General features: G+C 47.4%; 16 protein-coding genes. 8 read left to right on the plus strand and 8 right to left on the minus strand.

Annotated features, from left to right (window positions below):
- Positions 1–6: 6 nt before the first annotated feature.
- The 4 genes from MHB84_RS24125 (at position 7) to MHB84_RS24140 (ending at position 3,275) form a co-directional block, all read left to right on the plus strand.
- Entirely contained in the window at positions 7–711 is a 705-nt protein-coding gene (locus MHB84_RS24125) for a DnaD domain-containing protein (protein ID WP_053780724.1), read from the plus strand.
- Between the two features lie 163 nt (positions 712–874).
- A complete protein-coding gene (locus MHB84_RS24130) occupies positions 875–1,495 on the plus strand; it encodes an RNA polymerase sigma factor (protein ID WP_076288967.1) in 621 nt (206 codons plus the stop codon).
- Positions 1,485–1,937 (plus strand): hypothetical protein, encoded by a 453-nt coding sequence (locus tag MHB84_RS24135; RefSeq protein ID WP_076288968.1) that lies wholly within the window; start codon positions 1,485–1,487, stop codon positions 1,935–1,937. Before MHB84_RS24130 ends, MHB84_RS24135 begins: the two co-directional genes overlap by 11 nt.
- A 42-nt stretch (positions 1,938–1,979) precedes the next feature.
- Positions 1,980–3,275 carry a multi-tm2 domain protein gene (locus MHB84_RS24140; protein ID WP_076288969.1) on the plus strand — a complete coding sequence of 432 codons (1,296 nt, stop codon included), beginning with the start codon at positions 1,980–1,982 and terminating at the stop codon, positions 3,273–3,275.
- A gap of 142 nt (positions 3,276–3,417) precedes the next feature.
- On the opposite strand, the gene MHB84_RS24145 is transcribed toward MHB84_RS24140, so the two are convergent.
- The 7 genes from MHB84_RS24145 to MHB84_RS24175 all read right to left on the minus strand — a co-directional run bounded on the left by MHB84_RS24145 (position 3,418) and on the right by MHB84_RS24175 (position 10,882).
- Positions 3,418–4,071: a methylthioribulose 1-phosphate dehydratase gene (locus MHB84_RS24145; RefSeq protein ID WP_036607600.1), complete on the minus strand. Its 654-nt coding sequence runs from the start codon at positions 4,069–4,071 to the stop codon at positions 3,418–3,420.
- 2 nt (positions 4,072–4,073) lie between these two features.
- A complete protein-coding gene (locus tag MHB84_RS24150; protein WP_076288970.1) occupies positions 4,074–4,751 on the minus strand; it encodes a 2-hydroxy-3-keto-5-methylthiopentenyl-1-phosphate phosphatase in 678 nt (225 codons plus the stop codon).
- Complete coding sequence (locus MHB84_RS24155) at positions 4,748–5,971, minus strand: 2,3-diketo-5-methylthiopentyl-1-phosphate enolase (RefSeq protein WP_076288971.1); 1,224 nt, start codon at positions 5,969–5,971, stop codon at positions 4,748–4,750. Before MHB84_RS24155 ends, MHB84_RS24150 begins: the two co-directional genes overlap by 4 nt.
- On the minus strand, positions 5,968–6,828 hold the full coding sequence (gene proC / locus MHB84_RS24160; RefSeq protein WP_076288972.1) for a pyrroline-5-carboxylate reductase: 861 nt from the start codon (positions 6,826–6,828) through the stop codon (positions 5,968–5,970). The genes MHB84_RS24155 and proC overlap by 4 nt, the downstream gene beginning before the upstream one ends.
- A gap of 36 nt (positions 6,829–6,864) precedes the next feature.
- A complete protein-coding gene (locus tag MHB84_RS24165) occupies positions 6,865–8,112 on the minus strand; it encodes a glutamate-5-semialdehyde dehydrogenase (RefSeq protein WP_076288973.1) in 1,248 nt (415 codons plus the stop codon).
- Between the two features lie 96 nt (positions 8,113–8,208).
- On the minus strand, positions 8,209–9,312 hold the full coding sequence (gene proB, locus MHB84_RS24170; protein WP_076288974.1) for a glutamate 5-kinase: 1,104 nt from the start codon (positions 9,310–9,312) through the stop codon (positions 8,209–8,211).
- Positions 9,313–9,673: 361 nt separating this feature from the next.
- Positions 9,674–10,882, minus strand: coding sequence for a pyridoxal phosphate-dependent aminotransferase (locus MHB84_RS24175; RefSeq protein ID WP_076288975.1), 1,209 nt, complete (start codon positions 10,880–10,882; stop codon positions 9,674–9,676).
- A 260-nt stretch (positions 10,883–11,142) separates the two neighbouring features.
- Here MHB84_RS24175 and MHB84_RS24180 point away from each other — a divergent pair, with 260 nt between their 5' ends.
- The 4 genes from MHB84_RS24180 to MHB84_RS24195 all read left to right on the plus strand — a co-directional run bounded on the left by MHB84_RS24180 (position 11,143) and on the right by MHB84_RS24195 (position 15,151).
- Entirely contained in the window at positions 11,143–12,159 is a 1,017-nt protein-coding gene (locus MHB84_RS24180; RefSeq protein ID WP_076288976.1) for an ABC transporter substrate-binding protein, read from the plus strand.
- A 203-nt stretch (positions 12,160–12,362) separates the two neighbouring features.
- A complete protein-coding gene (locus MHB84_RS24185) occupies positions 12,363–14,009 on the plus strand; it encodes an AraC family transcriptional regulator (protein ID WP_076288977.1) in 1,647 nt (548 codons plus the stop codon).
- 48 nt (positions 14,010–14,057) lie between these two features.
- Complete coding sequence (locus tag MHB84_RS24190) at positions 14,058–14,879, plus strand: carbon-nitrogen family hydrolase (RefSeq protein ID WP_076288978.1); 822 nt, start codon at positions 14,058–14,060, stop codon at positions 14,877–14,879.
- Positions 14,880–14,965: 86 nt separating this feature from the next.
- Positions 14,966–15,151 carry a hypothetical protein gene (locus MHB84_RS24195; RefSeq protein ID WP_024630602.1) on the plus strand — a complete coding sequence of 62 codons (186 nt, stop codon included), beginning with the start codon at positions 14,966–14,968 and terminating at the stop codon, positions 15,149–15,151.
- Positions 15,152–15,370: 219 nt separating this feature from the next.
- Here MHB84_RS24195 and MHB84_RS24200 read toward each other — a convergent pair whose 3' ends face one another.
- Positions 15,371–16,291: a LysR family transcriptional regulator gene (locus MHB84_RS24200; protein ID WP_064636917.1), complete on the minus strand. Its 921-nt coding sequence runs from the start codon at positions 16,289–16,291 to the stop codon at positions 15,371–15,373.
- Positions 16,292–16,409 lie beyond the last annotated feature (118 nt).

The raw sequence follows: 16,409 nt of genomic DNA on the forward strand, positions 1-16,409 counted from the left end.
GAGTCCATGGAAGAAACCGGCTCCAAAGCCTGGTTGAATGGAGCAGCTTACGGTATGGCATCAGGGACAGCGCAGCTCCCATATGCTTTATTGCGCTATTATCATCAGCTGGGGTTAAGTGATGCAGAGGTGCTTCTGCTGATTCAATTGTTTGGATTCCGGCAAGTCGAATTCAATGAGTTCCCAACGCTTGAAGAGCTTGCAACCCGTATGGGTCTTGCTCCTGAAGGCATCGCCAGAATGCTACAACGTCTTATGAGAGACGGGTACATTCACATTGACGAGCATCGGGATGAAGAGCGTGACATTCAATATGAACGGTATGATCTTCATGGATTATATGCCAAGCTTGCAGGTTGTACAGCAGAGGATATGGCCGTTGCTCGTAAGCAGCAGCTGGACAGTAATGCATTGCGCCCGGATTCGAACAGTGTTCAAAAAGAAGAGGAAGAACGAAATATGTTCTCTATTTTTGAAAAAGAATTTGGCCGCCCGCTTTCCCCGATGGAATGCGAGACTATATCCAGCTGGTTGGATCAGGATCGCTATCAGGAGGAACTGATTCTCATGGCATTGAAGGAAGCGGTGTTTGCTGGTAAAGTGCATTTCCGCTATATAGATCGAATCCTGCTTGAATGGAGTCGTAACCGCGTGAAGAATGTGCAGGACGCCAAGGCATATACGCAGCGGTTTCGTAACGGAGGACGTTAACACCAATGTTAGATTAGGCAACAACTTCATTCAGAATAAATCAAAAACAGGCCAGAATTTATTCTGTGCCTGTTTTTTTTAGATTATAGAGATGTTAAGTAAGATGCATTAAGTTCCCGGTAGGACTGACTTTTCAGGCAATGTAAAACCTTTTTATAAAAAAATGAATGAATACGCAGGGGTCAACAAACAAGTTGTCGTCTATTGTAGTGGAGAGGAGGGGAGAGTTATTGATGAAGCGCGCTTAATCGAACAAATCCGTCAAGGCGATACATCCCAGATGCGCTTGTTGATCGAAAAGTACAGCCAGCATGTATACCATGTGGCCTACTCCGTATTGCGGAACGATCAGGATGCACAGGATGCAGCGCAGGAGGCGTTCATTCAGATGGTTAAATCTCTCCCCGATTACCGATCCGAAGGTTTCAAAACGTGGTTAACCCGAATTGCCTTTCACAAAGCAATTGATGCCAAACGCAAGCTGGGCAGACGAAGCGCTGAGGATCTGGGCGGAGAAGAAAAAATAATAAACATGCCCGGTCGTGAAGAAGATGTTCTTGCCCGCCTTGTACGTGAAGAGCGTCAGGAGAAGTTGCGCGAGCGTATCAATCAGCTGCCTGCCCAGCACAGGGACATTATAACTGCGTATTACTTAAGCGAAAAAAATTATGAGCAGATTGCCCGTGATGCACAGGTGGCAGTGAAAACCGTGGAGTCCCGTCTGTATCGTGCCCGGCAGTGGATTCGAAATCATTGGAAGGAGGATGAGTGGCGTGAGAAATAAAAGAATGTATACCGTCCAGGAATGGACTGATTATATTGAAGGCCGAATGACTGCAAACCAGGCAAGTATGATGGAACAGGTGCTTATGGACGTTCCGGCAGCAATGGACAACTATCTCGAAGCACTCGGCATTCATCGGGAGCTGCCACAACTGAAGGACCCGGTAGGCTTCGCCGATTCAGTCATGAATCAAATTACGGAAATGCAATCCTCCAAGCCAAAGCGCAAATCGCGTTCCGGACGAAGACGTCTCTGGCTGGATCACAAAGTGTTTCATTATGCTGTAGCGGCTTGTCTGACGTTAATCTTCCTCTCCTCAGGGCTATTTGACAAGGTTGCGCCTTATCATAAGTTCCAGGATGGTGATCACAGAGGTTCATTTACGGAAAAATGGACGGAGGCAGCTACTTCATGGCTGGATCACTTCAAGCCTGGACCATAAATTAAATTTATTCGCATTGCCTGAAAAGAAAGGATGAAGACTGTGCAATCAGATCGTAACAAATTACTTGCATTCTTATTAAACCTGATTCCGGGTTTGGGTTTTCTCTATTGGGGTCGACCTGCCAGAGCTGTAATCTATCCATTACTCTTTTTTGGGACAGCTGTTGGTTCGTTTATGCTGGCAATTCTGGTGAGTGAGCGGGAATTAATGATTCTTGGGGCTTTGGGGACCATATTCTTCTGGTGTGTCAGCATGCTGGATATGATTATCGTTCTGCTGCGTGCCCCATCGCCTAATGATGCCCGATACCATGGATATGGCGCACATTACAGTGGACCGCATCAGGGGGCGGCATATCAGGGAGCATACACTGGTCAGGAAGGTCATCTGGGACAGATGGAGATGGACATGGAGGGAATACATCAGCATCAGGGTAGTGAGTATGGTGGCCCCGAAGGGGCTTACGGTCAACCCATGTATCAAAAAGGCAGTGAAAGCGAACGATTTTTTACGATTTTGCTTTCTTTTGTTCCAGGTCTGGGACATCTTCATCTCGGACTGTTACATCGCGGTTTATCATTCCTGATCGCGTTCTTCGGTTCATTTGCCATGATGGTTTTTGTAGCTTCCATTACGAATGAATCCGTATTTCTGATGTTCTTGCTCATTCTGCCTGTCATTTGGGTATACTGCATGTTTGATGCCGTCCAGCACGTGCATCGCAAGCAGGCTGGTGAGGTATTGCAGGATCGTACGTTGTTCGAGGAGCTGGAGATGGGCAGGGCTTCTGGACGGAGAAGCAAAGTGCTGGCAACCCTGTTGTCAGCCTTCCCGGGTGCGGGCCATCTGTATCTTGGACTGCAAAAAAGAGGCATGCAACTCATGTTCCTGTTTCTCGGCAGTATCTACGTTCTGGACCTGCTTCATTTATCGGTGTTCCTGTTCATGATTCCGTTGATCTGGTTCTACAGCTTCTTTGACGGACTTCAGTGTTCAAGCCGGTATGGCCGCGAACCGTTGACAGATCAACCCATTTTCAAGGATTGGGCTCGTCACCAGCGCCTGATTGGATTCGGAATTGCTGCGTTGGGATTGTACTATCTGTTTATCCGTTTGGTCATTCCACAGCTGAATGAGATGTTCCCGGATGCATTTATGACGTACGAGATTCGTTCGTATGTGAACACCGTCATTGTGTCCTTGCTGCTCATTTTTGGCGGTCTGAAGCTGTTGTTTGGCAAGCAGAGGGGGACGGGTATCCCTAGTGCGGCTCATCGAAATGATGAGGGAGCAGACAGTCTCTTTTTATTCAAGGATCGGGATGATCGATTGTAGAACTTTACAGATTTTTTCTGAATGGGAACAAAGAAATCATAGAAAACAAGAAATTCCCCAAACATAAAAAACACGCCAAGGCCTATGTATATCAGCCTTGGCGTGTTTTGGTTGTGCAGCTTTGATTTCGAATAAATGATTGCTATTTCGTAGCACCCTTTAACAGAAGCTGACGGTACATCACTTCAAATAGGAACTCGAACGCTTCCAAATGACGTTTGGCTTCAAAAGCATCTTTGCCCCAGGCATAAATACCGTGGTTACGCAGTAAAATTCCCGGTACGTTGGCATCAAGTACACCTGGCACCAATTCAGCGATAGATGGAATATCTGCAAAGTTAGGTAGAACCGGTACACGAATCTCCGCATTTTCTTCCCAGATGTTGAAAGCCTTGATCAATTCGATGCCTTGAATCGGTACGTGCCCGTCTGCTCCAAAGAATTCACTGATCAGGTTGTTAAATACGGTATGCACGTGGAACACCGCGCCGCAGCCGGTTAAACGATAGATTTCGCAGTGAATTAACGTTTCAGCGCTCGGTTTCAGGGTTGTGGTCTCAATGGCTTTACCATGCTTGTCCACAAACAGAAAGTCTTCCGGTGTACGGAGAGATTTGTCTTTGCCTGATGCAGTAACTGCAAAGTAGAATTGCTCCGGGTCGAAGTCGCCCACACGCATCGAGAGGTTGCCACTTGTACCAGGGAACCAGTTACGGCTGGCAAACAGCGCTTTGATATCAGCCAGCTCTTCGAGGACCTGGCGTTTATGTTCCAATGTAATCTTTTCAAAACCCATTTTTACAGCACTCCTTGTGTTTGCTTCTGTTTCATATCTTCCATAATATCGTAGAAGGTTGTGAATGGGACATGGTCCACACCCAGCTCTATACACTTATCCGTCAGAATAGAACGGGAGTAGACAAGATCAGCGATTTTGGCACCTTCAAAATCCGTTAGACTGTCTCCAATGAGGATACGATTATATTGTTCTTCCGGGAATGTACGAATAACCGTCGTTTTACACATGCCGCAGCCATTCTCACAAGGAGGCTGACATGGATTAGGCCATTCAATACGTATGAATTCATCTGTGAAATCTGCCCCGTTGCAATAAACGTGATCCTGTGGAATATCGAATGGAGCGAGCAAAGGCTCAATAAAAAAGTCCATTCCGCCACTGGTGACATTGAATTCAATGCCCTCGTCCCTAACATATGCAAGAAATTCGCTGAAACCTTCTCGGATGCCGGCCTGTCCAAGGACAAATTCCACAATCTCATCTTTCTGCGAAGAAGTCAACAGAGCGAACATCGCTCCCACACCTTCGCGGAGCGAAATTCGCTGTTCAATCGTGTCTTTCATAATCGCTTCAATACCTTCGGGTTTAAAATGTTTCATAATCGCTACGATATTGTCCGAAAGGGTGATCGTGCCATCAAAATCACAGAAAATAACTGTTTTTTTATCACTTCTCATCGTTCGCCACCCCACAGATCCAGTGCACTTTTCAGCTCGGGATGTTCGACTGCATATTCTGCCAGTGGAATGGAACGTTGGGCTGCCTCGATAGCCTGCAAGAATGCCCGTCCGCCTGCCTCAGTGCCCATGGGATGTCCATGGATACCTCCGCCGGCATTAACGATGACATCAGTGCCGAAGTCACGCAGAATAAGCGGTACAAGCCCTGGATGTATACCAGCCGAAGGCACAGGCATGCTGGTTCTGACCGGAAGCTCAGGTGAAAGCAATTGTTCTGTAATGGCCATATTCTCTTCCTTCGGCATCGTCACCGATCCGTAAGGGGAAGGGAAGAGCACCAGATCCGCTCCGGCAAGTCGCATCAGCTGCCCCAGCAGGACGGAAGCTGAGATTCCATAGTGTGGTGAAGAATACAGTGCACCTGCAAGCGCAGGGTGAGCCATGATTGGTACGTTGATGTCCGGATCACTGCTTAGTTCGTGCAGCACGTCATATCCGTAAGACAAGACATTGAACAACAGCGCATTTGCTCCTGCCCCTATCGCGCGTTCAGCCTGTTGTTTCAGGCGTGAGGTAGGTCCAGTTAAATTTGCGGCATAAAGAAGTTTCTTACCCGTCTCCTTGCGTACCTGTTCCGCAGCTTTCATGCAGACCTCGACTCTTTTCTCAATCGGAGTCAGTTTGTTCTCAAACAGAATTTCATCATCTTTGATCAAGTCTACTCCACCAAGAGCTTGGCGAATAAACTGTTCCCTCAGTTCTTCAGCATCCAGTCCAATGACTGATTTAAAGATACTCATTAACAACGGACGATCATGTACACCTAACAGATCACGAACACCATTCAGTCCAAACTTGGGACCGGGGAATGCGCTGAGGAACCCGTCCGAGAATCCAAGCCGTGTCAGTTTGATGCGTCCGTCCATTGAAATTTTGCCAAAGACCGTCACGAGTAGGGCAGGAATGTCACGGCTGAAATTTACATCCGGATAACCGATGGTAATATCAGCGTAACGCTCACCTGGGGCCATGTCCTCAGCTTCATGCACCTCAACGCTGATGACCTCACCCAGATGTTTCTGCATCGCCTCACGCTTGGCCTGAGGCAATTCAGTCCAACTGCCAACGGTCATGCCGACAGCAATGGACTCAGCTTTCTTGCGGAAGTCTGCACGATCATCATGCAGACGATATGTGGCTGTGCACATATTATTCATTTTAAATCTCCTTCCAAAGCAGCTCCCATCTCCCGTGAGCGCTCTGCACAGCGGTTGACGGCTGCGATTACATTTTCAAAGAAATCTCCCTCATCCAGCGTTTTTAGTGCTGCCTGAGTTGCACCTCCCGGGGAGGTCACATCACTACGGAGTTTCATTGGCTCTAAGCCAGTCTGTTGTACCATGCGTGAAGCACCCAGCACGGTCTGAACAGTCAGATCGCGGGATTGTTGGCTGGATAGTCCGCCACGAATACCTGCGGCAATCATGGCCTCCATCAAATAGTATACATAAGCCGGACCACTTCCGGAAATACCTGTGAGCACTTCGAGTTTATCTTCAGGCACGATGGTCACGATTCCAACAGCTTCGAACATCGTCATGACTGTACTGCGCTGTTCATCCGTAATCTCTTCGGAAAAGGCAAGTCCGGTTGCGCCGAGCCCGATTGTACTGGACGTATTCGGCATGGTGCGGGCGATCGGTTGTTTACGTCCCAGTAGGGATTGCATCGTACGGATCGATAATCCGGCAATAACCGAAACGATTAATTGATCCGGCGACAGGAGCGGCCCAAGTTCACGCAGCGCTGCGGCAGCATCCTTTGGCTTCATGCAGAGTACAATAACCGGAGAAGCAGCGAGATGATCCAGCGATTGTGCAGCAGTTCCGGTATGTACGGCATAACGGGTGCTGAGCTCCTCCTGACGTTTCTGGTTGCTTCGGTTCAGCATCGTAATATCCTGAGGACGAACGACAAGGCGGGAAATTAATCCGCGCACGATGGCTTCAGCCATCGCACCTGCTCCGTGAAATGTAATCTTCTGTTGTAATAACGTCTGTTGTTCTTGACTCATATTTATCGTTCCTCCTATATAACTGTAGCTGCGATATTATTGCCGGATTTGTCCATTTCCAGTGATACGGTATTTGGTTGACGTTAATGCAGGCAGACCCATAGGTCCACGAGCATGCAGCTTCTGGGTACTGATCCCAATTTCGGCTCCATAACCGAATTCAAATCCGTCTGTGAAACGAGTAGAAGCATTATGGTATACAGCAGCCGCATCGACATCATGTAAAAAACGTTCTGCATTGCTGGTATCCTTGGTGACGATACACTCTGAATGCTTTGTGCCATAACGGGCGATATGCTCCATCGCTTCATCCAGGTTCTGAACTACACGAATATTTAAAATATAATCATTGTACTCTGTAGCATAATCTTCTTCCGTCACAGAAAGGGCAGAGGGAACGAGACGGCGGACCGTGTCACAACCCTTCAACAGGACATTCGCCTCACGGAGTTGTTCAGCCAGAGCCGGCAGATGCTCCTCCGCGTATACAGCGTGCAGCAACAAGGTTTCCATGGAGTTGCATACGGATGGACGCTGTGCCTTGGCATTAACGGCAATCTCCGCTGCCATGACTGGATCAGCAGATTCATCCACATAAGTATGACAGATACCTGCACCGGTTTCGATCACAGGCACTGTTGCATTGGCGACCACATTGCGGATCAGTGAAGCACCGCCGCGTGGGATGATGACATCGAGCAGTCCATTTAACTTGAGCATTTCGTCCACGGAGGAACGGTCTGCATCCTCAACAAGCTGCAATGCATCAGCTGGCATATCTGTTGTTGCCAGTGCCTGATGGAGTACCTCCACAATTTTGCGATTGGAGGAGAGGGCCGAGGAGCCGCCTCGTAGCAGTACAGCGTTACCTGTTTTGAGGCAAAGTCCGGCAGCATCTACTGTAACATTTGGACGTGCCTCGTAAATGATGCCGATTAGACCGATGGGCACTCTCAATTTTTCAACATGCAATCCGTTCGGACGAGTGAAAGTCTCCAGCACTTCGCCCACAGGGTCCTGCAACTCCACGATCTGACGCAGTCCTTCAGCAATACCGGCGATACGCTCCTTATTCAAAGCGAGGCGATCCAGCATCGATTCTGGCGTACCTTGATGTCTGCCACGTTCCAGATCGTCAGCGTTTGCTGCAATAATGGAATCCGCTTGGGCAATTAATGCGTCCGCCATGACCAGCAGGGCGTTATTTTTTTGTTCTGTGCTCAGTCGATTCAGCTGCGGAACCACGGCTTGGGCCTTGCTCGCTTTTTCCCTGACTTCACTCATCATAAATTCCTCCCATATATAAAGTGGAAACAAAAGAATATTTAATAGCTGTATCATATGATCCTGAGTAGTAAACTCGGTAGGATTATAGGTGTTCTATTTTAACGTAATCCACTCGTCTCGATGGATAACCTCAAGTCGATGGATGCTGTTCAACTGCTTCATCACTTCGCCACTTGGCAGTCCTGCGATGAGCCGTAGCTGGTCATCATCATAATTGACGATACCACGACCGAGCAAAGTGTCATCCATACCCAGCACCTCTACAACATCTCCGGCATGGAAGGTACCCAGCACACGTTTGACACCTACAGGCAGGAGACTATGACCACCATGAACCAGTGCTTCTTCGGCACCATTATCCACAACGACGGTACCGAGCGGAGTAGACATGAAGCCAAGCCATTGTTTTTTGCGAGAGAGAGCGGCAAGGCGAGTTTCGAAATACGTTCCTTTTCCGGTGCCATCAACCGCTCTTTGCATATCTCCAGGTTCCTTCACACTTCCTACAAAGACAGGTACGCCTCCACGCGTTGCCACTTTGGCTGCATCTACCTTGGATCGCATGCCGCCGGTACCTACGGATGATCCAGAACCGCCAGCATAGGCGTAAATTTCTGCCGTAATTTCGGGGATACGGTCATAACGAAACGCAGATGGATCTTTTCGAGGATCAGCCGTGTACAGACCGTTGGTATCTGTAAGAATGACCAAATGCTGTGCCTTGACCAGATTCGCTACCAGAGCAGACAGGAGATCGTTATCTCCGAACTTCAATTCATCGACAGATACGGTATCATTCTCATTAAAGATCGGAATGACGCGCTGTTTGAGCAGTTCTTCTACCGTCATGCCTGCATTGCCCATACGTTTCCGGCTGTGAAAGTCGGTACGGGTGAGTAGAATTTGTGCTGTAGTAACGCGGTGCGCTGCAAAAGCCTGTTGATATGCCTGCATCAGCAAAGCTTGCCCAACAGCCGCTGCAGCTTGTTTTTCATGCAATTGCTTGGGACGCTGGGGGTAACCAATCTCCCGGAATCCGGCAGCTACCGCTCCCGAAGTGACCAGAAGAACCTCGTGGCCCTGTTCGGCCAAGGCAGCAATTTCTCCAGCAAAAAAAGTAATGGCACTCCGATCTAGCCCGCCTTCTTCCGTAGTAAGCGAACTGCTTCCGATCTTAACTACAATACGTGAGGTCATAATTTCACTTCCTTAAACAATATTAATGATTGACCCTGGAGCAGACCGTTGGGTACAAAAAAAACTCCCGCCCTTTTAATTAAAAAGGACGAAAGTTCGTTACTTCCGCGGTACCACCTTTATTGATGATTGGATCATCCGGCTTCATGCCCTGTAACAGAAGGCACTGTCCTGTGCATCACAGGCCGCTCAGGGGTAGGTTTCGGAGAGAAGCCGCGGTAAATTCTTGCAGCCCGATGGAATTTACTCTCTGGGCGCGGCTGATCCTCTCGTACTGGTCCCGTCATCACGTTTCGTTCAATATTTCCTTATAACATACCATGGAAACTTGGCAGATGCAAAGGGGTTATGCACCTGTAAATTACTTGAATAAATTCAACTTGCCAATCCGCTCCGCTGCTTCCCTTAATCGATCTTCATCACTTAGCAGTCCTGCGCGCACATAGCCCTCACCATGTGAACCGAAACCAATACCCGGTGCTACGGCCACCTTAGCTTCACGCAGTAATACGTCAGCAAAGGAAGCAGAAGTAAAGCCTGCAGGTACAGGCAACCAGCTAAAGAAGGAACCTCCCGGTTTAGGAGCCTGCCAGCCGATGGATGAGAGTGCATCATAGAAAGCGTCGCGACGTGATTCATAACGTGCAACCAGTGAAGTCACACATTCCTGGGAAGATGTCAGTGCTGCCGCAGCAGCGGCCTGGATGCCTCCGAAGAGGCTCACGTAGATATGATCCTGCAGCAGATTGATTTTGGAGATGATCTCCGCATTACCTAGAGCAAATCCGACGCGCCAACCCGCCATATTGTATGTTTTGGATAATGTGTAGAACTCAATGCCCACCTCTTTGGCACCTGGTGCCTGCAAAAAGCTCACTGGACGATGTCCATCGAATCCAATTGCACCATAGGCGAAGTCACTGGCTACGACGATTTTATTTTGAATGGCAAACTCTACCGTATCTTCATAGAAGGAAAGAGGGGCAGTTGCTGAGGTTGGATTGTTAGGATAGTTCAGGAACATCAGCTTGGCCTTTTCTCGATCCTCAGTAGAGATTGCTTCATAATCAGGCAGGAATGCATTGGACTCCAGCAGTGGCATAAAAGACATGTGCGCTTTCGCCAGAGCCACACCAGACCAATAATCCGGATAACCTGGATCAGGTACAAGACATACGTCGCCGGGATTGAGCAATACCTGAGGTAACTGGACCAAGCCCGTTTTTCCGCCAAATAAAATCGCAACTTCCGTTTCGGGGTCCAGGTCCACGTTGTAATCTTCCTTGTAACGTTTCGCAACGGCTTCCTTCAGGAAAGCATGCCCGCTAAAAGGCGAATATTTGTGATAGAGCGGGTTCTCAGCCGACTCCTGCAATGTTTTGACAATGTGGGGTGGTGTAGGTGTATCCGGGTTCCCCTGACCCAAGTTAATGACGTCGTGACCACTTGCAATTTCTCGGTTTACATTTTGAACTAGGGAAGCAAAAAATTGTGTAGGAAGCTGTGTCATTACATCGGATGTAGGTATGGTAAAGGCTGAACGACCCGATGATTGAGGTTGATTAGTCATGCTATACATCACTCCGGTTATTAAAGATGGCAATATAGTATTCATTAATTTATCACGTCAATCCCGAGCTGTATAGGGGGAAAACACTTCATGAATACTTGGGAGGAGCCAATATTTAAGTTTTTGTACAAAACTGAAATGAGATATTTTGTTTTGTCCATTGAGATTAGGGGAAATCCTGTTTTATGATAATATTCGATAATGATAATCAATATCATTGGTGAATAGGAACGAAGCACTTATTAGGGGGAGAAATAGAAATGAAAAAGGGTATACGAAATACGGCAGTATTATTGACGGTTACATGGTTATCCATTCTTCTGCTGGCTTGTGGAAATCAGACTTCAACTCCGTCTGCCGGAACGGATGATTCCAAAACGGTCAATGAAACACAGACAAACGAAGATCAGTCCAATCAGGAACAGACGGCATCCGCAGATAACAGTGAGGGTGAAACCCGGATGTTCAAGGACTGGACAGGCCATGATGTAGAGGTTCCGGTTACGCCGAAGCGTGTAATTTATCATGGTGAAGTTACAGGGGACTTGCTAGCGCTGGGCGTTGTACCTGTAGGTATTCTTCGTCAGGAGGGAACAGTATATGATGATCAGGTCGCCCAAGCGGAAGATGTGGGTTTCCCGTTGAGTGTTGAAAAGGCGCTTACCTTGAATCCTGATCTGATCATTTTCTCGAATAGCGATGAGGCACAATATGATCAAATCTCGAAGGTTGCGCCAACGGTTACCTTTGATTCATTTGCGTCATTGGACGACCGCATGCGTATTCTTGGCGATCTTTTGAACAAAAAGCCGGAAGCGGAAGCTTGGATCACGGCACATCAACAAGCAACGGAAGAGATGTGGAAGCAGCTTCATGAGAATGGACTGAAAGAAGGGGAAACGGCTTCGGTATTCACCATGTATCCTGGTAATCGACTGTTTGTAATGGCCGGAGCAGGATTGCCACAGTTATTATATGGAGCCGATGGGATGAAGCCAACCGCGGAAATTCAGAAAGTGTTAGATGAAGGAATGGGCTTTGCTGAGATTTCTACTGAAAAGCTGCCTGAAATAGCGGGTGATCGCGTATTTATACTGGATCCAGTAACGGATGATGCGAAGCAGTCCACCAAAGAATTGCTGGATAGCCCGATTTGGAAGAACCTGCCCGCTGTAAAAGAAGGAAAAGTATATCGCTTTGATCTGGTCAAGGCTTCAAGTGACGCAACTTCAAGAGAATGGCTTTTGAAAGAGTTGCCGAAACAGATGATTCAATAGTCGTTTATAGATAGATACATCATAATATTGTATTGGATTAAGAACGAAAATGCCGACTAAAAAAGAGCCTTCAACATTTCGTTGAATGCTCTTTTTTGTGCTGAGTACAGCCAGATCTGGATTAATGACAAAAGCTCGCTTATAATCAGTTCATACAGATAGAATGATAATCATTCTCATTTTAAAAAACGAGGTGAACCACCATGCAGGCTTTGAATGCCGATGCCAGAGGGTTGTATTTTTCAGCATTCATGTTTCGGCTGGATCATCTGGAACAACGAATTGAACAACCAGAACAGGTGATGCTGGAAGTGGCATGTGATAAACATACATTTTTGATCTGCGAAGAAGGGGAAGGTCGCTTATATATAGGATATGAACAGTTTCCTTTTACCACCGGATGTGTTTACCCGCTTTCTCCGGGTGAAGGGTACCAGATTGAACATGGAAACCGATTAAAATTGAAATATATGGTGATATCATTTGATGTTATTCATGTGTTGACGGGAGATCCGGAACAGTATACGCGCCCTGTATTCGAACATAGAAATCAATTGAATGGCTATCCTTATGCCCCGTTAAGTGGGCTGTTGGAGCAATTGTATGCCATTCGGGATTATCAAACAGATGCCGAATATAGCCATTTGAATGCACAGTTTCAGAGATGGATGGAGATGATCATCACCCGGTACACTTCACCAAAAACAGAGCAGAGCATGGAATCCAGACTACACAGTACAATTCAATATGTAGAAGATCATTACGCTGAAGAAATCACAGTAACGAAACTGGCCCGTCTTGCAGATATCCGACCCGTGCAATATACAAACTTGTTCAGACAATTAACAGGCCACAGGCCGCTTAATTATGTGAACCATGTACGAATTAAACATGCTAAGGATTGGTTGCGCAAATCCGATGAACCGCTTCGGGATATAGCAACCCGGGTGGGTTTTAAGGATGAGTATTATTTCAGCAGGCGTTTTCGTCAAATGACCGGATTATCGCCTCGTCAATATGACCGATCTATTCAGCAACAAACACTGGTTCAGGATTGGTTGGGTCATGATGTGAATATTCCGTCACAGCCCAAGCGAATTATGTTTTATGGTGATTCCGGTGGAGATTTGCAAGTGCTGGGCATTGGTTTATTAGGAGATCAGGCCTATGATGCGGTTGCCCCGGTTAATGTGGAAGAGGCAGTCCGGATGAGACCAGACCTGATCATTTTCGATAGCACTAACGAACAACAATATGAACAATTTTCCCGAATAGCACCCACACTGGCATATAACTCTCATGCAACGCTGGAAGATCGAATTTGTAGGGTGGGAAGCTGGTTTGGCAAGCAATCAGAAGCTGAAAAATGGCTCTCCTCCTATCAGCAACGTATGGAAAAGATGTGGATGAAGATTCATGCTTCAATTGAACCGGGGGAAACGGTGTCCGTATTCACCTATCATCGGGGTGCCCGATTATTTGTCATGGGCAATATTGGTCTGGCCTCACTCTTGTATCATCCGATGGGATTCAGACCCGTTACGAAAGTGAAGGAGGCGCTTGTCGCGGGCAGAGCGTATAAGGAAATTTCGTCTGAAGCGATTCGTCAGTATGCCGGTGACCATATATTTGTCTTGCTTCCTGAAGACGTTATTTCAATGCAGGCCACAGAGAAGTTGATGCAGAGTCCAAACTGGCGAGCACTTACAGCCGTGCAGAAGGGGCAGGTGTACGAAGTGGAAGAAACAACATGGAATTTGGGCGATGCACTGACGAGCAACCGTTTGTTAACTTTGTTGCCCGAGTTATTATGTAGGAGTTCAGAACGAAAACAGGTTGCAGATGTTTGAATGATCAAGCTATGATTACAGGTATTACGGTTCAGAGGAGTGCTGGTTATGACAGAACAACAACAAGGGGAAATGCGTGTAGCCCTGATTCAGGGCGATATTCAGATCGGAGACCCTGAGGCCAACCATAAACATATGCAGTCTTTGCTCGAAAGAGCGGTAGAACAGGTTCCCGACTTGGGATTGGCTGTGCTGCCCGAGATGTGGAATACGGGATATGCTTTGGAACAAATTCATGAGCTTGCTGACCCGGAGGGCCAGAAATCAAGAGAGTGGCTCGCGACTTTTGCCCAAAAACATCGAATCTCCATCGTTGGCGGTTCCATTGCGGAGAAACGTGATGGCCAAATCTTCAATACAATGTACGCCTATAATAGTGAAGGAAATCAGGTGACACGTTACGATAAATTGCATTTGTTCCGCCTGATGGATGAAGAGAAGTATTTGCAGCCTGGTGCAGAACCGGAAATATTCGAATTGGAGAACGGCCTCACCGCTGGAGCTTCAATCTGTTACGATATCCGTTTCCCTGAGCTTGCTCGAACACTTGCCTTGAACGGAGCCAAAGCATTAATTGTCCCCGCTGAATGGCCGAACCCGCGCTTGCATCATTGGCGCACACTGCTTACAGCAAGGGCCATTGAGAATCAGATGTACGTTATTGCCTGCAATCGCGTAGGGAAAAGCGGAGACACCGAATTTTTCGGGCATTCCCTCATTATTGATCCTTGGGGTGAAATTGTGGCTGAAGGTGGAGAAGGAGAAGAGATCGTGACCGGAATTATCCGTCCTTCACTTGTGGATGAGGTACGTGGCCGTATTCCGGTATTCGAAGACCGTAGACCTGGCATTTATTTTGGCAGCAAATAAAAATCTGTAATTTTCCAATAAAGTGTTTATTCATCCGGGAGGCGGGTAATGATAACTATCCCGTCACCAAGGAGGATGATCAATCAATGGACAACCATGTGAAAGATACGCTCAGGAGACTGGAACAGGAAAACACTAGGGTAGATCACTTGAGGCCATTCTTAGAGAATGGGGCAGGAGGGCTATCACCACCTGAACAATCTGTTCAGGACGAAGGCCGCCTTGTGAATCAACAGAACAGGCTGACAAGTGAACGTAATTTGCGAAAATAAACCGCCAAACTTGAAATTCCCATATGTACGTTTTTACGTTAACAATTCAATGATGATTTAGCAACATTGTACTGTAACGATGATGTACTGCTAATACCATGTAAGAACTTTATCCTGCGGATGCGGGAGACGAGTATAGAACAAAGGCTTGGCCCTTATGGGTCAAGCCTTTGTTTATTTTGTTGCCATGTATGGCGTGCTATTTCGCTGACCGTCCAATTATTCTCCTTGAGAGAGCTCGGCTACGGTTTGTTGAAACGTATGAATGAATGCCTCCGCGGCTTTGGAGAGAACCCGTCCTTGGCGGTATGCAACTACAAGGGTACGACTGGGCGTTGGCTCAGCTAGCGGTACGTAAACAGGAACAAATTCACTGCGGGGCGCACGGGCAATAAAGCGCGGAACCAGTGTAATCCCCATACCTGTAGCCACTAGTGACTGCACCGTCTCAATATTTGTACTCTCAAATACCACATTGGGGTCAAACCCAGCTTCCTCACACAGATCAAATGTAAGTTTGCGGAAGCCTTGTCCTTTCTTCAGCACAACAAAGGGTTCATCTCGAAGCTCTTCCATCCGTACTGGAACTGGATGCTCCGGATCTCCTCTGCGTGCTAGAGGGTGATTTGGGGGAACCGCCAAGTCAATTCGCTCTTCACCAATCGTTACATAAGATAGGCTTGGCTCCTGCAATGGGAGCGAGAGCAGGCTTAAGTCAGCCTTGCCACTAGCCGTCAACTTTTCAAGCGTCAGCCCGGAGTCTTCCAGCAAGGTTACTTCAATCTCGGGATAGGCCTGCTGAAATGCGGGAAGCACATGCGGAAGCAGGTGGGAGCCAGTGATTGGCATGCTGCCTACAACGACTTTACCTTTGCGCAGCTGGGAGATGTCCGACATTTCCTGTCTTAGCAGCTCGACTGCATCAATTATTTTCTGAGCCTGCTCTACAAAAGTCACCCCTGCATGGGTCAGTTCCACGGTGCTGGTATTACGCTGAAATAACAGTACGCCCAGTTCCTTTTCAAGTTTGGATAGCTGCTGACTTAAAGAAGGCTGAGCAATGTGCAGCTTCTCAGCTGCCCGGGAGAAATTCCGTTCTGCTGCAATCTGCAGCGTATATTGAAGTTGTCTGAATTCCATATCCACACGTCATTCCTTTCGTTATGCCATTATTATATCACTACAAATAAGAAATGATTAGTTTAACTGAAACGCTTAAACTGCTTACAAAGAGTTAATGCAACACAGGCAAAACTAT

The sequence above is a fragment of the Paenibacillus sp. FSL F4-0087 genome (genome assembly GCF_038020215.1).
GTDB lineage: Bacteria > Bacillota > Bacilli > Paenibacillales > Paenibacillaceae > Paenibacillus > Paenibacillus taichungensis.

What these genes read in the sequence shown, in the direction of transcription:
- MHB84_RS24125 (WP_053780724.1), top strand. Translation starts at nt 7, where the DNA reads ATGGAAGAAACCGGCTCCAAAGCCTGGTTGAATGGAGCAGCTTACGGT.
- MHB84_RS24130 (WP_076288967.1), top strand. Translation starts at nt 875, where the DNA reads ATGAATGAATACGCAGGGGTCAACAAACAAGTTGTCGTCTATTGTAGT.
- MHB84_RS24145 (WP_036607600.1), bottom strand. Translation starts at nt 4,071, where the DNA reads ATGGGTTTTGAAAAGATTACATTGGAACATAAACGCCAGGTCCTCGAA.
- MHB84_RS24150 (WP_076288970.1), bottom strand. Translation starts at nt 4,751, where the DNA reads ATGAGAAGTGATAAAAAAACAGTTATTTTCTGTGATTTTGATGGCACG.
- MHB84_RS24155 (WP_076288971.1), bottom strand. Translation starts at nt 5,971, where the DNA reads ATGAATAATATGTGCACAGCCACATATCGTCTGCATGATGATCGTGCA.
- proC (WP_076288972.1), bottom strand. Translation starts at nt 6,828, where the DNA reads ATGAGTCAAGAACAACAGACGTTATTACAACAGAAGATTACATTTCAC.
- MHB84_RS24165 (WP_076288973.1), bottom strand. Translation starts at nt 8,112, where the DNA reads ATGAGTGAAGTCAGGGAAAAAGCGAGCAAGGCCCAAGCCGTGGTTCCG.
- proB (WP_076288974.1), bottom strand. Translation starts at nt 9,312, where the DNA reads ATGACCTCACGTATTGTAGTTAAGATCGGAAGCAGTTCGCTTACTACG.
- MHB84_RS24175 (WP_076288975.1), bottom strand. Translation starts at nt 10,882, where the DNA reads ATGACTAATCAACCTCAATCATCGGGTCGTTCAGCCTTTACCATACCT.
- MHB84_RS24180 (WP_076288976.1), top strand. Translation starts at nt 11,143, where the DNA reads ATGAAAAAGGGTATACGAAATACGGCAGTATTATTGACGGTTACATGG.
- MHB84_RS24185 (WP_076288977.1), top strand. Translation starts at nt 12,363, where the DNA reads ATGCAGGCTTTGAATGCCGATGCCAGAGGGTTGTATTTTTCAGCATTC.
- MHB84_RS24190 (WP_076288978.1), top strand. Translation starts at nt 14,058, where the DNA reads ATGACAGAACAACAACAAGGGGAAATGCGTGTAGCCCTGATTCAGGGC.
- MHB84_RS24195 (WP_024630602.1), top strand. Translation starts at nt 14,966, where the DNA reads ATGGACAACCATGTGAAAGATACGCTCAGGAGACTGGAACAGGAAAAC.
- MHB84_RS24200 (WP_064636917.1), bottom strand. Translation starts at nt 16,291, where the DNA reads ATGGAATTCAGACAACTTCAATATACGCTGCAGATTGCAGCAGAACGG.